At 44.8% G+C, this 18067-nt stretch carries 7 protein-coding genes and 1 pseudogene; 3 read left to right on the top strand and 5 right to left on the bottom strand.

Annotated features, from left to right (window positions below):
- Positions 1-8 precede the first annotated feature (8 nt).
- Positions 9-8969, top strand: a complete 8961-nt coding sequence (locus tag B9T28_RS03900; RefSeq protein WP_252053472.1) for an autotransporter-associated beta strand repeat-containing protein — start codon at positions 9-11, stop codon at positions 8967-8969.
- Between the two features lie 619 nt (positions 8970-9588).
- On the opposite strand, the gene B9T28_RS03895 is transcribed toward B9T28_RS03900, so the two are convergent.
- Positions 9589-9807 carry a hypothetical protein gene (locus B9T28_RS03895; RefSeq protein WP_086203033.1) on the bottom strand — a complete coding sequence of 73 codons (219 nt, stop codon included), beginning with the start codon at positions 9805-9807 and terminating at the stop codon, positions 9589-9591.
- Positions 9808-10064: 257 nt separating this feature from the next.
- Here B9T28_RS03895 and B9T28_RS03890 point away from each other — a divergent pair, with 257 nt between their 5' ends.
- Entirely contained in the window at positions 10065-11417 is a 1353-nt protein-coding gene (locus B9T28_RS03890; protein ID WP_086202652.1) for an amino acid permease, read from the top strand.
- A gap of 342 nt (positions 11418-11759) precedes the next feature.
- On the opposite strand, the gene B9T28_RS03885 is transcribed toward B9T28_RS03890, so the two are convergent.
- Together B9T28_RS03885 and B9T28_RS03880 are read right to left on the bottom strand one after the other, a co-directional pair.
- Positions 11760-12200, bottom strand: a complete 441-nt coding sequence (locus tag B9T28_RS03885; protein WP_086202651.1) for a metallophosphoesterase family protein — start codon at positions 12198-12200, stop codon at positions 11760-11762.
- Positions 12148-12819 (bottom strand): metallophosphoesterase family protein, encoded by a 672-nt coding sequence (locus B9T28_RS03880; RefSeq protein WP_086202650.1) that lies wholly within the window; start codon positions 12817-12819, stop codon positions 12148-12150. Before B9T28_RS03880 ends, B9T28_RS03885 begins: the two co-directional genes overlap by 53 nt.
- Before the next feature lie 143 nt (positions 12820-12962).
- On the opposite strand from B9T28_RS03880, the pseudogene B9T28_RS03875 reads away from it, so the two are divergent.
- A pseudogene (locus B9T28_RS03875) lies at positions 12963-13565 on the top strand (metallophosphoesterase); the annotation flags it as partial.
- 1331 nt (positions 13566-14896) lie between these two features.
- Here B9T28_RS03875 and B9T28_RS03870 read toward each other — a convergent pair.
- Complete coding sequence (locus tag B9T28_RS03870; RefSeq protein ID WP_086202649.1) at positions 14897-15346, bottom strand: universal stress protein; 450 nt, start codon at positions 15344-15346, stop codon at positions 14897-14899.
- Between the two features lie 345 nt (positions 15347-15691).
- Positions 15692-17320, bottom strand: coding sequence for a long-chain-fatty-acid--CoA ligase (locus tag B9T28_RS03865; protein WP_086202648.1), 1629 nt, complete (start codon positions 17318-17320; stop codon positions 15692-15694).
- Positions 17321-18067: the final 747 nt, after the last annotated feature.

Here is an 18067-nt window from a genome sequence, read left to right as displayed (position 1 = left end):
GCTTACCATTGTTTCTCAATAACTTTTCCAGTGCCACCAGTGGACTGACGGTCAACGTCAACAATGCCGCGCAGATGAACGCGACTCTGGGCGGCAAGGTGCTCAATCTGACCGGGGCCAACATTAACCTGAACAACTCCGGCACTATTGACCCGGCCTTGCTGGGGCTGGTTTCGATCCTTAGTGGCGGTGCATTTATTGGCAGTGGCGCCACCAGTGCGGTGAGCGTGGTCAACAACGGCAGCGGGATCATCCGCGGCACCGGCATGTTGTTGGGTCCCAACCTGACCAGCATCGACGGTCTGGCACTTGCAGTAAACAACGCGGTGGCGGGCACCACGACCATCACCAACGACGGTACCATCACCTCTACCGGGCTGTCAGTCGGCGGGATTACCTTGGCCGATACTCCAGTGGTCGGGGTGTATGGCGGTTCGCAAGTCAACATGACTAACAATGCCAGCGGCACGATCAACGGCCGGGTCGCGTTCGAGACGTCGGTGGCGGGCAACAGCTTCACCAACGCCGGTAACATCACCGGCAGTGTGTCGATGGGGGCAGGCAGCACCAACACCTTCTACGCGATCACCGGTTCGAGCGTTAACCCCGGTGACGGCGTGCAAACCACCGTCGGCCTCGGTGGCATGATCGGCATCAACCTGACCTTTGCACCGACCGGGACGATCGATGGAGGTGCGGCCGGTACCAACACGCTGATCCTGCAAAACCCGATCGGCCTCGGCGGCGGCACCACCGGGACCGGCACGGCGTCCAGCGCGGTCTACGTCAACTTCAACAACCTCACCCTCAACAGCGGCACCTGGACTTTGCAGGGCCCGTTGGTGAGTGGCGCGACCACGCTCAATGGCGGTGTTGCGCAGTTCAACGACAACGCGGCGTTCGGCAGCGGTGTGCTGACGTCCAACGGCGGGATTATCCAGGCCAGCAACGCCGGATTGGCACTGGCCAACCAGATCAACTTGGGCGCCGGTGGCCTGACCGTACAAGGCATCAACGGCATGACCCTGAACGGGGTGATATCCGGCACCGGCGGCCTGACCAAGATCGGCAGCGGCCAGATCAACCTCAACGGCATCAACACGTACACTGGCAACACCGTGCTCAACGGCGGTGTGGTACTGCTGGGCAACAACCAGGCGTTCAGTACCGGCAGCATCACGGTCGGTGGCTCAACGAGCCTTTCGACGCCGGGGCCGATTTCGCTGAGCAACGCGATCAACCTCAACAGCACCATGACCGCCACCGGCACCGGTGCGTTGACCCTGGGCGGGGTGATCAGAGGCGCCAGCAACCTGACCAAAACTGGCAGCGGCAGCCTGACCCTCAACGGCATCAACACCTACAGCGGGATCACCAGCCTCAGCGCCGGCACCTTGCGCGTCGGCAACAACAACGCCCTGGGCACTGGTGTACTCAACACCAGCAACGGCAGCAGCCTCGACAGCACCGGCAACGTGACCCTGGCTAACAACGTCGGCATCACCGGTGCGTTGAACATGCTCGGCAGCAATGCCCTGACCCTGTCCGGCATTGTCTCCGGCACCGGCGCGATCACCAAGAGCGGTAGCGCCAATCTGACCCTAACCGGCAACAACACCAACAGCGGCACCACCGCGCTCAACGGCGGTACCTTGTTCGTCGGCAGCAACACCGCCCTCGGCACGGGCGCGCTGAATGCGGCGAACGGCACGACGCTAGATGCGACCACGGCGGTGACACTGGCAAACGCCGTCGCGCTGGCGGGGGGGCTGACCCTCGGCGGCACTCAGGCGCTGGGCCTGAGCGGCGTCATCAGCAGCACCGGCAACCTGATCAAAAACGGCACCGCCAACCTGACCCTTAGCGGCAACAACACCTTCTCCGGTGGCACCGCGCTGAATAACGGGACGCTGATCGTCGGCTCCAACACCGCTTTGGGTACTGGCGCACTGACTACGGCGGCGGGCACTACCCTCGACTCCAGCACCACCGTGGCTCTGACCAACGCTGTCGCTCTCGGCGGCAACCTGACCGTCAACGGCACCAATACTTTCAGCGGCGGCACCACCCTCAATGCGGGTACGCTGACACTGGGCTCGGCAGGTGCATTGGGCAATGGCGGCTTGACCGTCGGCGGCGCTTCGACGCTGGACACCAGCACCGGCATGAGCGTCGGCAACAACATCACCCTTAACGCCGGCCTGACCCTGGCCGGCAGCAACACCCTGAACCTCAGCGGCGTGATCGATGGTGCCGGCAGCCTGACGAAAGACGGTTTTGGCGATCTGACGCTCAGCGGCAACAACACCTTCACCGGTGCGCTGAACATCGCCGCCGGCAGCCTCACCACCGCAAGCAGCGGCGCGCTCGGCAACACGTCCGGCGCCAATATCAGCGCCGGTGCCAGTCTCTATCTCAACAGCAGCGCCAGCCTCGACGGGCTGAGCGGCAGCGGCAGTGTGCAGATTGCCGGCGGCAACCTCTTGACCGTAGGCGGCGTGAGCAACACCAGCACCTTCGACGGCGACCTCGGTGGCAGCGGTGGCCTGACCAAAATCGGTAGCGGGACGCTGAACCTTACCGGCAGCAGCGGCCTCACCGGCAACACTAACGTCAACGGCGGTACGTTGAACCTCACCGGTTCGCTGGCCAGCACCCAGCTCAAGATCAACAATGGTGCGACCCTCACGGGTACCGGTTCGGCGCTCGGCCTCATCACCATCAACAGCGGCGGTCATCTGGCGTTGTCCTCGGGCAATACCTTGTCCACCTCGTCGCTGATCCTCACGGCCAACAGTAATGTCGATGCGAGCCTCGCCACGCCGTCGACCACCTCGCTGATGAACATCGGCGGCAACCTGACCCTCGACGGTAATCTCAACGTCACCGATGCCGGCGGTTTCGGCGTCGGTGTCTACCGTTTGTTCAACTACATCGGTGCGCTGACCGACAACGGCCTGACCGTGGCCGGTGTGCCAGTAGGTTACGGCCTCGGCGACATCCTCGTGCAGACCCTGGGTAATCAGGTCAACCTGATTGTGTCGGCACCGAACACCAACCTGCGTTTCTGGGACGGTAGCCAGACCATCCCGAACGGCACTGTGGATGGCGGCAGCGGCACGTGGAATGCCGGCGGCACCAACTGGACCAATTCCAACGGCACGCTGAACCAGACCTGGGCCGGCGACTTCGCGGTGTTCCAGGGCACGGCCGGCACGGTGTCGGTCAACGGCACGCAACTGTTCACGGGGATGCAATTCCTCACCGATGGCTACAACGTGGTGAATGGCACGTCGGGGCTACTGACCGCCGTCAACGGCACTGGCGGGACCACGGCAGTACGGGTTGATCCGGGCGTGACCGCGACCGCGAGCGTGGACATCAATGGCAGCGGCATTCTCAACAAACTCGACAGCGGCACGCTGGTGCTCAACGGCGCCAACAGCTACAGCGGCGGCACGCAACTGGACGGAGGAACGCTGGTGGTCGGAAGCAATACCGCGCTGGGCACCGGCGCGCTGATCGCCAATGCCGGTACGCAACTGGACAGCAACGCCGCGGTAACCCTCGCAAACACCACGACGCTCAACGGCAATTTGACTGTGGTCGGCAGCAATGATCTGACCCTCAACGGCGTGATCGGCGGCACAGGTGGCTTGATCAAAACCGGCGCAGCCAACCTGACCCTCGGCGGTAACAATGCTTTCCTTGGGCCGGTGGCGCTGAACGCGGGCGGGCTGATTCTGGCGTCGAACTCGGCGCTCGGTTCTGCGACTCTGAATGCGGCGAACGGCACCACACTGGATGCGAACACCACAGTGGCGGTGAACAACGCGGTCAATCTGGCGGGCAATCTTGGCATTGGCGGCTCGGCGGACCTGACCCTTGTCGGCACAGTGAATGGCGCCGGCAGCCTGATCAAAAACGGCGCAGCCAACCTGACCCTGAGCGGCAACAACAACTTCCTCGGTGGTATCACGCTCAATGCCGGGACCTTGACCGTTGGCAGCAACGGCGCCCTGGGTCTGGGCAATCTCACCGTGGCCGGAGCCTCTGCGCTGGACAGCAACACGTCGGCGTCGCTGGGCAACAACGTGGTGCTCAACGCCAATTTGACCAACACCGGCAACAGCGACGTGGCCCTCAGTGGCGTGGTCAGTGGGACTGGCGGACTGATCAAGAATGGCGCCTCAAACCTGACGCTCAACGGCATCAACACCTACAGCGGCGGCACCACGCTGAATGCAGGCACCGTGACCCTCGGCACTTCGTCGGGCCTCGGTTCCGGCGCGGTGACCGTGGCAAGTGCTTCGACCCTCGACACCAGCGCGCCGCTGGTGCTGGCCAACAACGTTAACGTCAATGCCAACCTGAGCGTGGCCGGCAACAACAATTTGACCCTGGGCGGTGTGATCGCCGGGGCGGGCACTCTGACCAAGAATGGCCTGGCCGATCTGACACTCTCCGGCAACAACACCTTCAGCGGCATGTTCGATGTGGAATCTGGCAGTCTGACCACGCTGGGCAACTCGGCACTGGGCAGCAACGCCGGGGTTAATCTCGGCGCTGCTGCGAGCCTCAACCTCGGTGGTTCGGGCAGCCTGGCCAGCCTGACCGGCAGCGGCACCGCGCTGATTGGTGGCGGCAACGCACTGAGCATTGGTGACAACAACGCCAACAGTATTTTTGACGGCGTCCTCACCGGCACCGGCGAATTGAGCAAACTCGGTACTGGCACCCTGACCCTGACCGGCATCAACAGCCTGACCGGTAACACCACCGTCAACGCTGGCACGTTGAACGTCAACGGTTCGCTCGACAGCGCCAGCGTGCTGGTCAACAGCGGCGGCATTCTGACCGGCAGCGGTTCGTTGGGCGGAGCAGTGACAGTCGCCGACGGTGGTCATCTGGCCGGCGCCACTGGCAGCACCTTGTCGGTGAATTCGCTGGTGTTCAACGGCAATTCCAACTTCGACGTTGGGCTCGGCGCACCGGTCTCCGGTGGCGGTAATGCACTGGTCAACGTTGGCGGCAACCTGACCCTCGACGGCACGCTGAACGTCAGCAATATCGGCGGTTTCGGCAGTGGCGTGTACCGCCTGATCAACTATACCGGCGGCCTGACCGACAACGGCATGCTCTTTGGTACGCTGCCAGGCAGCGTGACGTCGGGCGATCTGACACTACAAACTGCACTGTCTAATCAGGTCAACTTACTAGTTACCGTACCGGGCGTTACCGTGCAGTTCTGGGATGGTAATCAACTAGGCCAGAACGGTTCAGTCGAAGGTGGTAGTGGTATTTGGGGCATCGGCAACACGAACTGGACCGACGTTAATGGCAGGACTAATCAGGCTTGGAGCAACAATTTCGCCGTGTTCCAGGGCGCGGCAGGTACGGTGACCGTCAACGGCGCGCAAAGCATCACTGGCATGCAGTTCGTTACCGATGGCTATAGCCTGGTCAACGGAACGGCAGGTTCTCTGAATCTGGTCAACGGCTCGCTGGGTAACGCCACGGTGCGCGTCGATCCGAATGCCACGGCAATCATTGGTGTAGCGCTCAACGGCGCTGGCACTTTGGGCAAATATGATACTGGTACGCTGGTGCTCAACGCGACCAACGGTTATACCGGTGGCACAGTACTCAATGGCGGCAAGCTTGTGGTTGGTAACAACGTGGCGCTCGGTACTGGCGTAGTCACCGCCGCAAACGGCACTGCGCTGGATAGCAACACCGCTGCCAGCCTCAGCAATGCGATCGTGCTCAATGGTGGAATGACTATCGGCGGTTCAAATGCTTTGACCCTTGGCGGTATGGTCAGCGGTATCGGTAGTCTGATTAAGACTGGTGCATCAAGCCTGACCCTTAACGGCAATAATACCTACAGTGGTGGTACCCAGCTCAACGATGGGACGCTAATCCTAGGCAACAATGGTGCGATCAGCAGTGGCGCATTGAACGTGACGGGCCAAAGCAATCTCGACAGCACCTCGGCGCTGCAACTGGTCAACGCGGTCAACCTCGGCTCACAACTGACCCTCGCTGGTAACCAAAACACTTCTCTGATTGGCGCAATCACTGGCAATGGCAGCCTAGTGAAAAATGGTAATGGTAGTCTAATGCTCGGTGGTGCCAACAACTACAGCGGCGGCACTACGCTGAACGGTGGCAGCACCATCGGCGACACCAGCAGTCTGCAAGGAGCGATCGTTAACAACGCGGCACTGACCTTCGCACAAAATGCTGACGGCATTTACACTGGAAACCTGACGGGTTCTGGTACATTGCATAAAACTGGCACAGGCCAGCTACTCCTGAGTGGCAACAACACCTTCACTGGAAACACTTTGGTGCAGGATGGCAGTCTATTCGTCAATGGCTTGTTCAATAGCGCCAATGTCAACGTTGCCAGTGGTGCGAAGATTGGTGGAAGTGGACAACTTGGCGGTGCGGTACAATTGGACAATGGTGCGACTCTGGTCGGCGGAGGCACGGCGATACCGTTGTCGGTCGGTTCGCTGAAATTGTCCTCTGGGACCAATCTGGACTTCAGTCTAGGCTTGGTGTCTAGCTTTACCCCTGTAGTCAATATCGCTGGCAACCTGATCCTCGATGGTACGCTGAACATCAGTAATGCTGGCGACTTTGGTGCAGGTGTTTATCAACTGTTCCGCTATGGCGGAAACCTGACCGATAATGGTCTGGTCTATGGCAGCTTGCCAATATCGGCGGATAATCTGACTCTACAAACCTCTATTGCTAATCAAGTTAACTTATTGGTACAAGGCAAGTTTGGACAGCTTCAGTTCTGGAATGGTGGTACATCCAATCCTAATGGTAGTATTGGCGGAGGTAGTGGGACTTGGGGTCCAGATACCGATTGGACGGATTCGACAGGTACCCAAGTGCTTTCTTCAACAAACCCCTTTGCAATCTTTGGTGGAGAGGGTGGCATAGTTACAGTAGAGGGTAAGCAGGATTTTACTGGCTTACAATTTCTTGATAATGGTTACACTTTGGTCGCCGGTGCGGATGGTAGCCTAAGCCCAATGAATACGGCAGATGGTAGTCTCGCTGTTATACGTGTAAATACCGATATTACTGCACAAATTGATGCACCATTGGTGGGTCAGGGTGGAATTAGTAAGCTTGATACTGGAATTTTGGTATTAAATGGTGCGAATACATTTACTGGGGGGGTTAATTTAAAACAAGGACGTATCAATCTTGGAAATTCAGCAGCATTGGGTACTGGGGTATTATCAATGGATGATGGTACTGCTATTGGATTTACTCAAAATGGACTGACCATTGCTAATAATTTATATATGACAGGTAGCAATGATCCTGAAATAGATACAGGTACAAATCAAGCAACTTGGTCAGGTGCAATTTCTGGAGCCGGTTTCTTGACTAAAAAAGGGACAGGAACATTAATTTTAACGAACCAACACAACACTTATACTGGTGTAACTGACGTTGCGGAAGGAACGTTGCAAGCGGGTGCAAGCAATAGTTTAAGTGCGACTTCTGCACATCAAGTAAAAGCTGGGGCAAAGTTAGATTTAGCTGGCCATAACCAAAGTTTAGCAAGTCTAAATAACAGTGGGGTTGTGAATTTAAGTGGTTCTACGCCAGGAACCATATTAAAAATAACAGGTGCTTATGTAGGGAATACTGGTCAGTTGGGATTATCAACGGTATTTGGTAATGATCAAAGTGCTACAGACCAATTGCTTTTGAGTGGTGTAAATGCAATAGCCAGTGGACACAGTACTTTAAATATTACTAATGTTGGTGGTTTGGGTGCTCAAACGATTGGTAATGGAATAGAAGTCATTAAGACCGAAGGTGGCGCTCGAATAGATACAGATGCATTTAGCTTGGCTGGTGGGCATATAGATGTTGGTGCATATGAATATCGTTTATTCCAAAATGGACAAAGTGTCGCTCTAAAATCCAGTACTAATTCAATTGAACCTGAGCCAAAACCTGAAATTGTAACTTATCGTCAGGAAGTCCCTTTGATGTCAGCTTTGGCAACCCAATTGCGTCAGGGAGATATTACAATGCTAGGTGATATGCGTAAAAGAATTGGTGATAATGCTTTAGAAAACTCATCTTCAGATCAAGAAGACTACAAGGTTTGGACCAGATATTTACACATAGAACCAACGATCAAACAACAAGGAACTGTTCGCCCAGAAAGTGATGGGAAACAGACCGGTTTTCAGCTAGGCGTTGATGTTTTCGCTAACGATCAAATCAAAGCTGGATTCTATGTTGGACAATTGGATGGTAAAATGCATGTCAACGGGTTCGCTAGTGGCAAAGAGAATCAATATGTCGGCTGGAATAGTTTAAGAAATCGTTATCTTGGTGCATATGCAAATTGGTATGACAAATCAGGCTTATATGCAGAAGCTGTTCTTCAAGGTGCAGATTATCGTAGTAATTTACATACAGCAGAAAATAATAAAGGAGCAGTAACGGATGGAAAGAGTTGGATAGCGTCTTTGGAGGTTGGAAAAGCCTTTGAGTTGACTAGCCATTGGAAAATTGAACCTCAAGCACAATTTATTTATCGTGATATGAGTTTAAAAGATACTGAATTACAGTTCTCGAATGTTGAAAACAAAGCAGATGATGACTGGATGTTACGTTTAGGTGCTCGTATTAAAGGTGAGTATCAGATGCGTCTTGGAAGTGTACAACCTTATACACGTATAAATTACTATCAAAGTGGTGATACCACTGATGTCACTAGATTTATTGTTCCAGCAGCAACAACGGATATACAAACTAAAGGTGGATATCGCGCAACTGAGTTGGCTATAGGTGGTGCAGTACAGCTCAATTCAAATGTAGGTATTTATACTGAACTTGGTCAAGTGTGGAATAACAGTGGAGATAGTGAAGTTAAAAATGATGTTCAGGCATCATTAGGTATGCAGATGCGTTGGTGAGATATCACTTTGATAATATAGAACAGATATTGGTTTAGTTGTTATCGAGTATGCTAATAAGCCTCAAAGAATATTTCTGAGGCTTATTTTTTTATTTGGGAATTACGGTCAGAGCAGACTCAATCGTTAAGTAAAATGGATGATGTTTAGTTACGGTCTATAAAAAACGTATTGTTATCTATGGTTTATCTTTACGGTCTTCAGGTCTGGTTACGGTACATTTACGGTAATGCAATAAAGTTGTAGGTTTTTTTCATTATTATTCATACATTTATTTTTTTGATTTGTCATCAGATTTTGCTTAATAATCTATCGAAACCTAAAAAAATCGTTATTATTCTTTGGTTTGTATGTATTTATCTTACGGGGCATTGATATTATTATATTTTTTGTTTTTTCTAATATAAGTTATTGATATTAAACAATATAAATAATTATCTAGGCTCATAATCCGTTGGTCCCCAGTTCAAGTCTGGGTGGGCCCACCAAATATATCAAGCACTTAGGGGCATAAAACCTAAGTGCTTTTTTTATTTCTGATTCCATGTAAGCACTATGTAAGTAATCAAAATCAATCCATATAGGCACATCAAAATCTAAACGAGTCGGGGTTGATTATTTATGTCCCAACAATATTTCTAATATCAGTTAAACGCCATTTTGTACCATTTACTGTCATAACTGGTTTTAGATCACCTTTACCACGTGAAGCCCAAACTCGAAGTGTATTTGGTTTTAGTCCAAGAATAGTTGCAGTATCGATGGTATTTATCAAACTGGCACTGGAAGCAATCAACTGAGCCAATTTTTCCTCTGGTTTTAATTTAACTATGCTCATCACGATTCTCCAAATCGCTTCTTGTAAGTTTTGCATCAATTAGGACCAAAAGAAAAAGTGAGTTTATAGCTAAAACTATAATTAACTACTAATCTATTTTAGACCTATAAATTTGTATTATTTAATCTTTGAGCATATTTATGAATGTTGGCTCATTTAAACCCAAAAATGTGAATCTAAAATCATTTTTACTTATGGTCTAGGTTATAAGAGACTAAGCATTTACAATTCACGTTTTTATCCAATGAGAGTCTGTTTTGAACAGCGAGACGCCTAAACTTCAGCGCCGTTTAAAGAACCGTCATATTCAATTGATTGCTATGGGCGGTGCAATTGGCACAGGTTTATTTTTAGGTTCAGCACATATTATTCAATCCGCTGGCCCATCTATTATTTTAGGCTACATGATTGGTGGCTTGATTGCATTTTTGATTATGCGCCAACTGGGCGAGATGATTGTGCACGAACCGGTTACAGGCTCCTTCAGTTATTTTGCTTTTAAATATTGGGGACGATTTTCAGGCTTTTTAACAGGTTGGAACTACTGGGTTTTATATATTTTAGTGGTCATGACCGAGCTGACCGCGATTGGAAAATATGTTAATTACTGGTGGCCTCATATTCCTGCTTGGGTCTCTGTATTGGTCTTTTTTGTGGTGGTCACCCTTGCAAATTTAGCCAATGTCAAACTGTATGCAGAATCTGAATTTTGGCTGTCAATGATTAAAGTCCTTGCGATTGTGGCGATGATTGTTTTCGGTATTTATTTGCTGATGACGGCAGATGTAGGCTCAACGGCTTCTATTAGTAACTTGTGGACACATGGTGGATTTTTCCCACATGGCTTTGAAGGTCTATTTTATATGCTGGCCTTTATGATGTTTGCTTTTGGTGGCATTGAACTGATTAGTATGGCGGCCGCGGAAACAGAAAACCCTGACCAAAATATTCCTAAAGCTGTGAATCAGACAGTTATTCGGATCTTTTTGTTTTACATCTGTTCATTGGCCATTTTGTTGTCTTTAGTACCTTGGAATCAACTCGATTTGGGTGGCCTAGATAAAAGTCCATTTGTACTTATTTTTAAACAAATGGGCATTGAATGGGCGGCGCATTTACTGAATTTTATTATTCTGACGGCATCTGTGTCGGTGTGTAATAGCGGGATGTATGCCAATAGTCGCATGCTATTGGGCTTGGCAGAGCAAGGCAATGCACCACAAATTTTTAAGCGTGTTACTCAACAAGGGATTCCTGTTCCTGCCGTTTTATTTTCTGCATTGCTCATTTTTGGCTGTGTTTTATTGAATTACTTTGTGCCTGAAAAAGCCTTAAGCTATTTAATTTATATTGTGGTTGCAGCTGCAGTATTAAATTGGATGATGATCAGTTTAATTCATTTAAAATTCAGAAAAGCCATGAAACAGCAGGGCATTCAGACCAAGTTCCCAGCGTTATTTGCACCATTCACTAATTATTTGGTTTTGGCTTTTATGCTGATAATTCTTTATATTATGTGGAGTCAGGGGTTTATGCTATCGGTGTTGATGTTGCCTGTATGGATTTTACTATTATTTGTTTTATTTAAGTTGATTAAAAAAAGTACTTAAGTTGTAGGCTGTTTATCTTGATTCATGAATTATGTTGGCACAATGAGTAAATTTTGCTCGCAGAGCATAAGGATTTTTTTGTAGACTCTCTAGAGTTTTCCTAAAATTAACACAATACAGTTTATGCGAAATACTTAAATTATCTATTTCTATATCAATTTGATGTGTGGATTAAAGCAGGTGGTAGAGCGATGCAGGGATTAGTAAATCGTCGTAAAGTTGAAAAAGAGTTGTTTAAAAAAGCCTTCAAGTGAAGGCTTTCGATATCAAGTTATATCCTAAAATACTAAAGAAAATGAGCATTAAAAAGGGAGTTTTTACTCCCTTTTTTGTTGAAACTTCTTATTGATTTAAAGCCTTGCAGCTAATACTAGGTAGAGTTGATGTAGTTCCATTTGGTGTTGTGATGACTTTGTTTGGTTTTATACACTCTTTAAGGTTGGATGCATCAAATTCAACTTTCAAAAATCTTCCAGAAATTGGGGAGCCTGAATATAAAATTGGAATTCCTGCAATTTGTTTAGCAAGATTATAGATACGCTCTTGACCAATTTCTTGGTGATAATGACCAACAAATATAGCGCGAATATTTGGTGAATATTTACCAAGAAGATCTTCTAATTCCATTTTGTCTTTTTCGCTTTGTACTTTTTCAGCATTTGTCTTGGCATTTTTACCAAAGTAATATTCAATATTGTGTAAGTTTAATATGACGTACTTATTATCCTTTTTAGCTTGTTCTAATTGAGTTTTTAGCCAAGGTATTGAGTTCTTTACTTGCATTGTCCAAGATGATACTCCTCCCTGTTACATTCCTATTACCAGTAGTTTGAGCAGGATTTTTGTTGAATGCAGAAATGTCACAAGATTTAATATTCTTATTGCAAATAACTGGTTTTTCATTCTTACCTAAGCCTTTGTATCCGAGGATCCAATCTGCCATTAGATGCATCATTCCTCCAGCACAATTATTCCGATCTTGTGTACCCTTAGCTCCACAATCATTAATATTATTTTGGTAGTCATGATTTCCTAGTGCTGGATAAATCATTATTTTAGGATCTCTAATATCGTAGAAATCTTGGAATCGTTTTCGTTGAGGAGTATGGCCAAACGCTGTCAGGTCTCCATTAATAATCAGACCTTTGTAATTATTATCTTTCACATCTTTAATTTTCTTAATTTCGGTTATGGCTTTATTGTTACTATCTTCTGCTTCATTTTTTACATTGCCTTTATTTTTACAATAATCTGAATTTTCTGCACTACTAGTCCCTTCACTTGAACATGACCAGTCGAACTGTGGGTCACCAATAATGGCAAGTGTAAACTTTTCAGCATGTGATGTTTGTGTGGATACGTATAATGACGATAATATTAATGTAGCTAGTAATTTTTTCATTTTTTTACCTATTTAAAATATATATTTAAGGTAATAATTATTAATGGTATATACCTGAAATTGGTGATTTTTTATCACTATTTGACTTGAATTAAGTGGTTTTGTGATTCATCACACTAAAATGACAAATTTTGTTATTTTTCATGTTGTATATTGAGCTAGAGAAAATACATTTTGATTTTGAAAATGATCTGCTGATCTGTACTGGGGATTTGGTCGATTGGAGTAATGAAAAACTTGAATGTATATTATTACTAGATCAGCCATGGCTTTGCACCGTGCGTGGAAATCACGAAGAAATGTGTATAAAAGGGCAACATGATCCAAAAAGTAAAGATATTCATGCACGTAATGGCGGTGAATGGTTTTACAGATTGTCTCAACAAAAACAGTTTGAAATCATAAACCGTTTTGAAGAATGACCTTTGGTGATTGAAGTTGAATTAGAAAATAAAAAGATTGGCATAGTTCATGCTGACATTGATATACGTGACTGGAATATTTTTAAGGATGATATTGCTAAAGGTGACTATAAAATACCAGGTCTTACATCTGCTTATTCAAATGTACTTTAGGGTAGGGGAAAGGATACGTAGTCATTCAGACACCTATGATTTGGTTATAAATATTAATGAAATCTATTTAGGTCATACGATTGTAAAAGAGCATACTCAAATTGATAATTGTCATTATATTGATGTCGGTTCATCATTTACTAAAAGCTATGTATTATTCAAGTAAAGTAAAATGAATATAGAGGTGGGAGAGTAAAGTGCTACTAAATATTTAATTGGATTGAAAAAAAACACTTAAACCATGTATCCTCTATTTTTCTTAGATAAATTATTATTGTAAAAACAATAGGGTAGGGAATTGTTTTCAGCTGTCTGGGCCAACCAAACATATCAAGTGCTTAGGGGGATAAAACTTAAGTGCTTTTTTAATGTCTAAATCCATGTGAGCAATCGAAATCATTCTATGTAGCACATAAAAATCTAAACGAGTCGGGTTGATTATTTAAGCCCTTACAAGATTTTAGTATCAGTTAAACACCATTTTGCAGTATTTCCTGTCATAACTGGTTCTAATAACCTTTACCAAGTGAAGTCTAAACTGATTGGGTGATAAGTAGTCAGTAATTTGTTTAAATAGAGCTGCTTTAAATTGGAAATTTGCTTTAGTAATGGCCTTATTGGGTGTTTAAGTCGAATTAGACAAATTTTAAAATTACAAATTTAAATAATCATTTTCACAATTTAACAATTTAGTGTGACTTGTTTGGTATTATTTTAAAGGGTGATTTTATTTAGAATACAATCAAGGTTTGATTCAAGAATGGGATACATCCAGTTAGTCTCTCGCTTTTAAGAGAGCGTTTTTTTATTCAAATTTCACTACAATGGAGAAGTGAAATGATTCTTAAAATAATTCAATCAGCATTCTGTAGACATGATTATAGGTTGTTTCAGATTATACAGCGAAATCCAGTTTACCAAATGGATCCTTTGACTAAGTGGAAATGTTTAAAATGTGAACGAGTTATTTATAGTCGTTACATGGATTGTGCGGAATAGTTTTTAAAAAGGTTCTATGTACTACTTAGGTTTTAATTTTTGCCTGTACCTTCCCCCAAGGTGCAGGTTTTTGGGTTGGAATTTAGATGTTCTATGGTAGTTCAGCATTTATCGAATACTATGAACTCAGCCATTACTCACACATGGCGCAAGGATATCTGATGTTTACTGTAGATGTAATGTTGGTCAATTCCTTTTTAATGATTATATAGAATATTTAAGTTATTTAGATAGTTATAAAAGGCTAATGTCTCAACGCTGTTACTGCAAGGTAGCAATGATTATAAAGTTTTAGCAAAAAAAAATTTATAGAATGGGAAATGAATTTATCTGAAAGTCATAATGTAATACTGAAGCTTTATAAAAATTTAGAGCATTGTTTTGTAAACTCTAAAGATGCTGAAATGAATACGTTTTCACAAGTGGATTTAGAAGTCATTAAGGATATATCTGATTGGATCTTAACTCTTTAATATTGACACAATATGGTAACGCTTGAGCTATTATTGTGTATGTTTGACGATTAGTACAGGTACATGACTTAATGTAAGTACATCTTGAGCAACACTACCTAACGCGAATTTTTTAAAACCAGTTCGACCATGCGAACCCATTATAATTAAATCAATATTTAATTCATTTGCCAATTGGGTGATAGCATGACTTTCAGACATATTGCCAAGGATTTTGGTATCGGTTTGAATACCTTCATTGGTAAATTTAAGTTTTAAAGCGGTTAATGTGTATTTTGCATGAGTTACTGCTTCTGAATAATAATCGGTAGCACTGAGTGCTTTTCCATAGAAACTGGTATTGCTCAAAGGATCTAGAGAGACAACACTAATTAGGGTGACTTTACTCTTCAGTGCTTTAGCTAAAATGATAGCTTCGTCTGCTGCAGTAAGAGCGACATCGGAATCGTCAACAGCAACAAGAATATGTTGGTAGTTCATGAGAATTTCCTCTGATTGCAAAATTTTATCTACTTAAAATATAACTCATTATTTTGCGATCGGTCGTTGAAATTATGTGATTTTATTGTGTTCATTCGGCAAAATAAAATTGATATACGGCATGTTTTGTGATCACATTATTTTAAATAAAATACTGTCTATTATCATCTGAAAATTAGAAAAGGTCGTGAATATTTTTTGTATATAGTCCTGCTCATATTTGATTCATCTGTTACATTTTGATTAAGGTATTCTTTGAAAATTCAGAAAAGTAATAACATAGGAGCCATTAAAAAAGGTACTCAAAATATTGAGTACCTTGAATTTATAAAATGATGAAAAGGTTTAACTACCTAGTAATACATCACCAAATTTTTCACGTAAATCTTTTTTTAGCATCTTACCTGTACCGCTCAGTGGAATAGCCTCGACAAAGATGACTGTATCGGGAATTTGCCATTTCGCAATTTTATCAATGTAATAATCTAAAAGATCTTGTTCTGTAATCTGGCTTTCAGTGGTTTTAATGGCAACCACAACAGGTCGTTCATCCCATTTAGGATGGTTAGCAGCAATCACAGCAGCCATTGAAATTTCAGGATGTCCCATTGCAATATTTTCTAATTCAACAGATGAAATCCATTCACCCCCTGATTTAATTAAGTCCTTTGCACGGTCACTTAAAAATAAAAAGCCATCTTCATTTAAAGCCGCAATATCACCGGTATCAAACCAACCATCTGTTGTTAATGCACTTTCATTTTTGCCGAAATACTCATTGATAATCCAATGGCCTTTAATTTGTAAATTACCAGTTGTGTGACCATCACGTGCTAGTTGATGTGTACCTTTTTCTTGATTTGTAATGCGTAGATCTACACCAAAAGGGGGGCGACCTTGAGAAAGGCGTAATTTAAATTTTTCAGCATCAGAAAGTTGATCATGTTTAGCTTTGAGCTGGTTTCCAGTACCTAGTGGACTGGTTTCGGTCATACCCCAAGCATGGATGGTTTCGCAGTCATAAATATCTTTAAATGCTTTCATCATTGCGGGTGGGCAAGCTGAACCACCGACAATGGTGCGTTTCAAGCTGTTGAGTTGCGTCCCTGATTGTTTTGCGGCTGTGAGTAAACCTTGCCAAATCGTTGGGACACCCAATGCAATAGTGACTTTAAACTCATCAATGAGTTGTACTAAGCTTGCACCATCTAAGCTGGGGCCAGGTAAAACCATTGTGCATCCAACCATTGCTGCGGCATAAGGTGTGCCCCAAGCATTCACATGGAACATAGGTACGACAGGTAGCATAATGTCATGTGCAGAGAGATTTAGGGAGTCAGGTAAGCAAATAGCATAAGTGTGCAAAATGGTTGAACGATGACTATATAATGCACCTTTAGGGTTACCTGTCGTACCCGAGGTATAACAGAGAGAACTTGCGGTGGTTTCATCCAACAGTGGCCATTCAAATTCCGTGGATTGTTCTGCAAGAAGCGTATCGTAGAATTTAACATCAGGCAGTGCATCAGCTACATCTTGATCGAATGCACCCAAGCAAATAAAATGTTCAACTAGCGGAATATGCGCTTTTACCCCAGTAATTAAGGGTAAAAAAGTCTTATCAAATAAGATCACGCGATCTTTGGCATCATTAATAATAAAAATTAGCTGTTCGGGAAATAGGCGTGGATTGATGGTATGACATATCATGCCACTGCCTGAAATTGCATACCATGATTCTAAATGACGATGATTATTCCAAGCGATGGTCGCGACACGATCATTTTGCTTTAAACCTAATGCGTGTAAGGCATTTGCAAAGCGTTTGGAGTTTTCAGCAACGTGAGTCCAATCTGTTTTTGTTATTGTACCATCGGTATTCTTGGAGATAATGGCAGTGTCACCATGATAGCGTGCAGCATGTTCAATGAGACTACTAATCAGTAGCGGTTGAAACATCATACGTCCTTGCATAGAAAATTCCTTATTAGTGTTCACGTTTATCTATGATTATTTTAAAAAGCTTTCTATTTTGAAAATGATGAAATAGAAAAGATTACTTTTTATCCTAGCGACTTATGGAATTAAAGCAATATCTAGGTTGAAAAAAATGTGTGGGAGTATTATGTCTGATTAAAAATAATATTAACAATAAGTTAATCTGTTTTTCTCATTGTATGAGAAAATATCATAATATTTATATTTTTAAATAATGTTTGAATCAGGAATGACGTGTTGCAACTTTTACCTATTAAGCGGATTTAATCAAATATTTCGATATAAAACTTGATAAGTTTCATGTTTTTTGGATTTAAATGAATTTGAGTTGTATAGTGTGAAAAATACTCATTTTGTTTTAAATTGGTGTTGTATTTAATAATAAATATTTAAAAAATCATAGTTTTGAGTAAAAGCAGTGATATCAATATATTTTGAATGGCTTGCACAGATCATGATCTAGCCGACTTGAAAATATTACTTGAATATTCTCGGGAATATGCTAAATATATTCTAGTGTCATCATAAGGACATAGATATTTCAGGATGAAATATCTCATGAAGCAAGTTGAACAAAATATAGGAGAGTATAATGCTTCAAATAATTAAAAAATTATTGTGTATCCACGCTTTTGAATATGAAATAGGGGAAAATTTAGTTTTGGTCAAAGAATGCCGTAAGTGCGGTATTCATCATTAATTCTATTAAATATCTTATTCGGC

The sequence above is a fragment of the Acinetobacter silvestris genome (assembly GCF_002135235.1).
Lineage (GTDB): Bacteria > Pseudomonadota > Gammaproteobacteria > Pseudomonadales > Moraxellaceae > Acinetobacter > Acinetobacter silvestris.
This window is presented reverse-complemented; position numbering and strand designations above follow the sequence as displayed.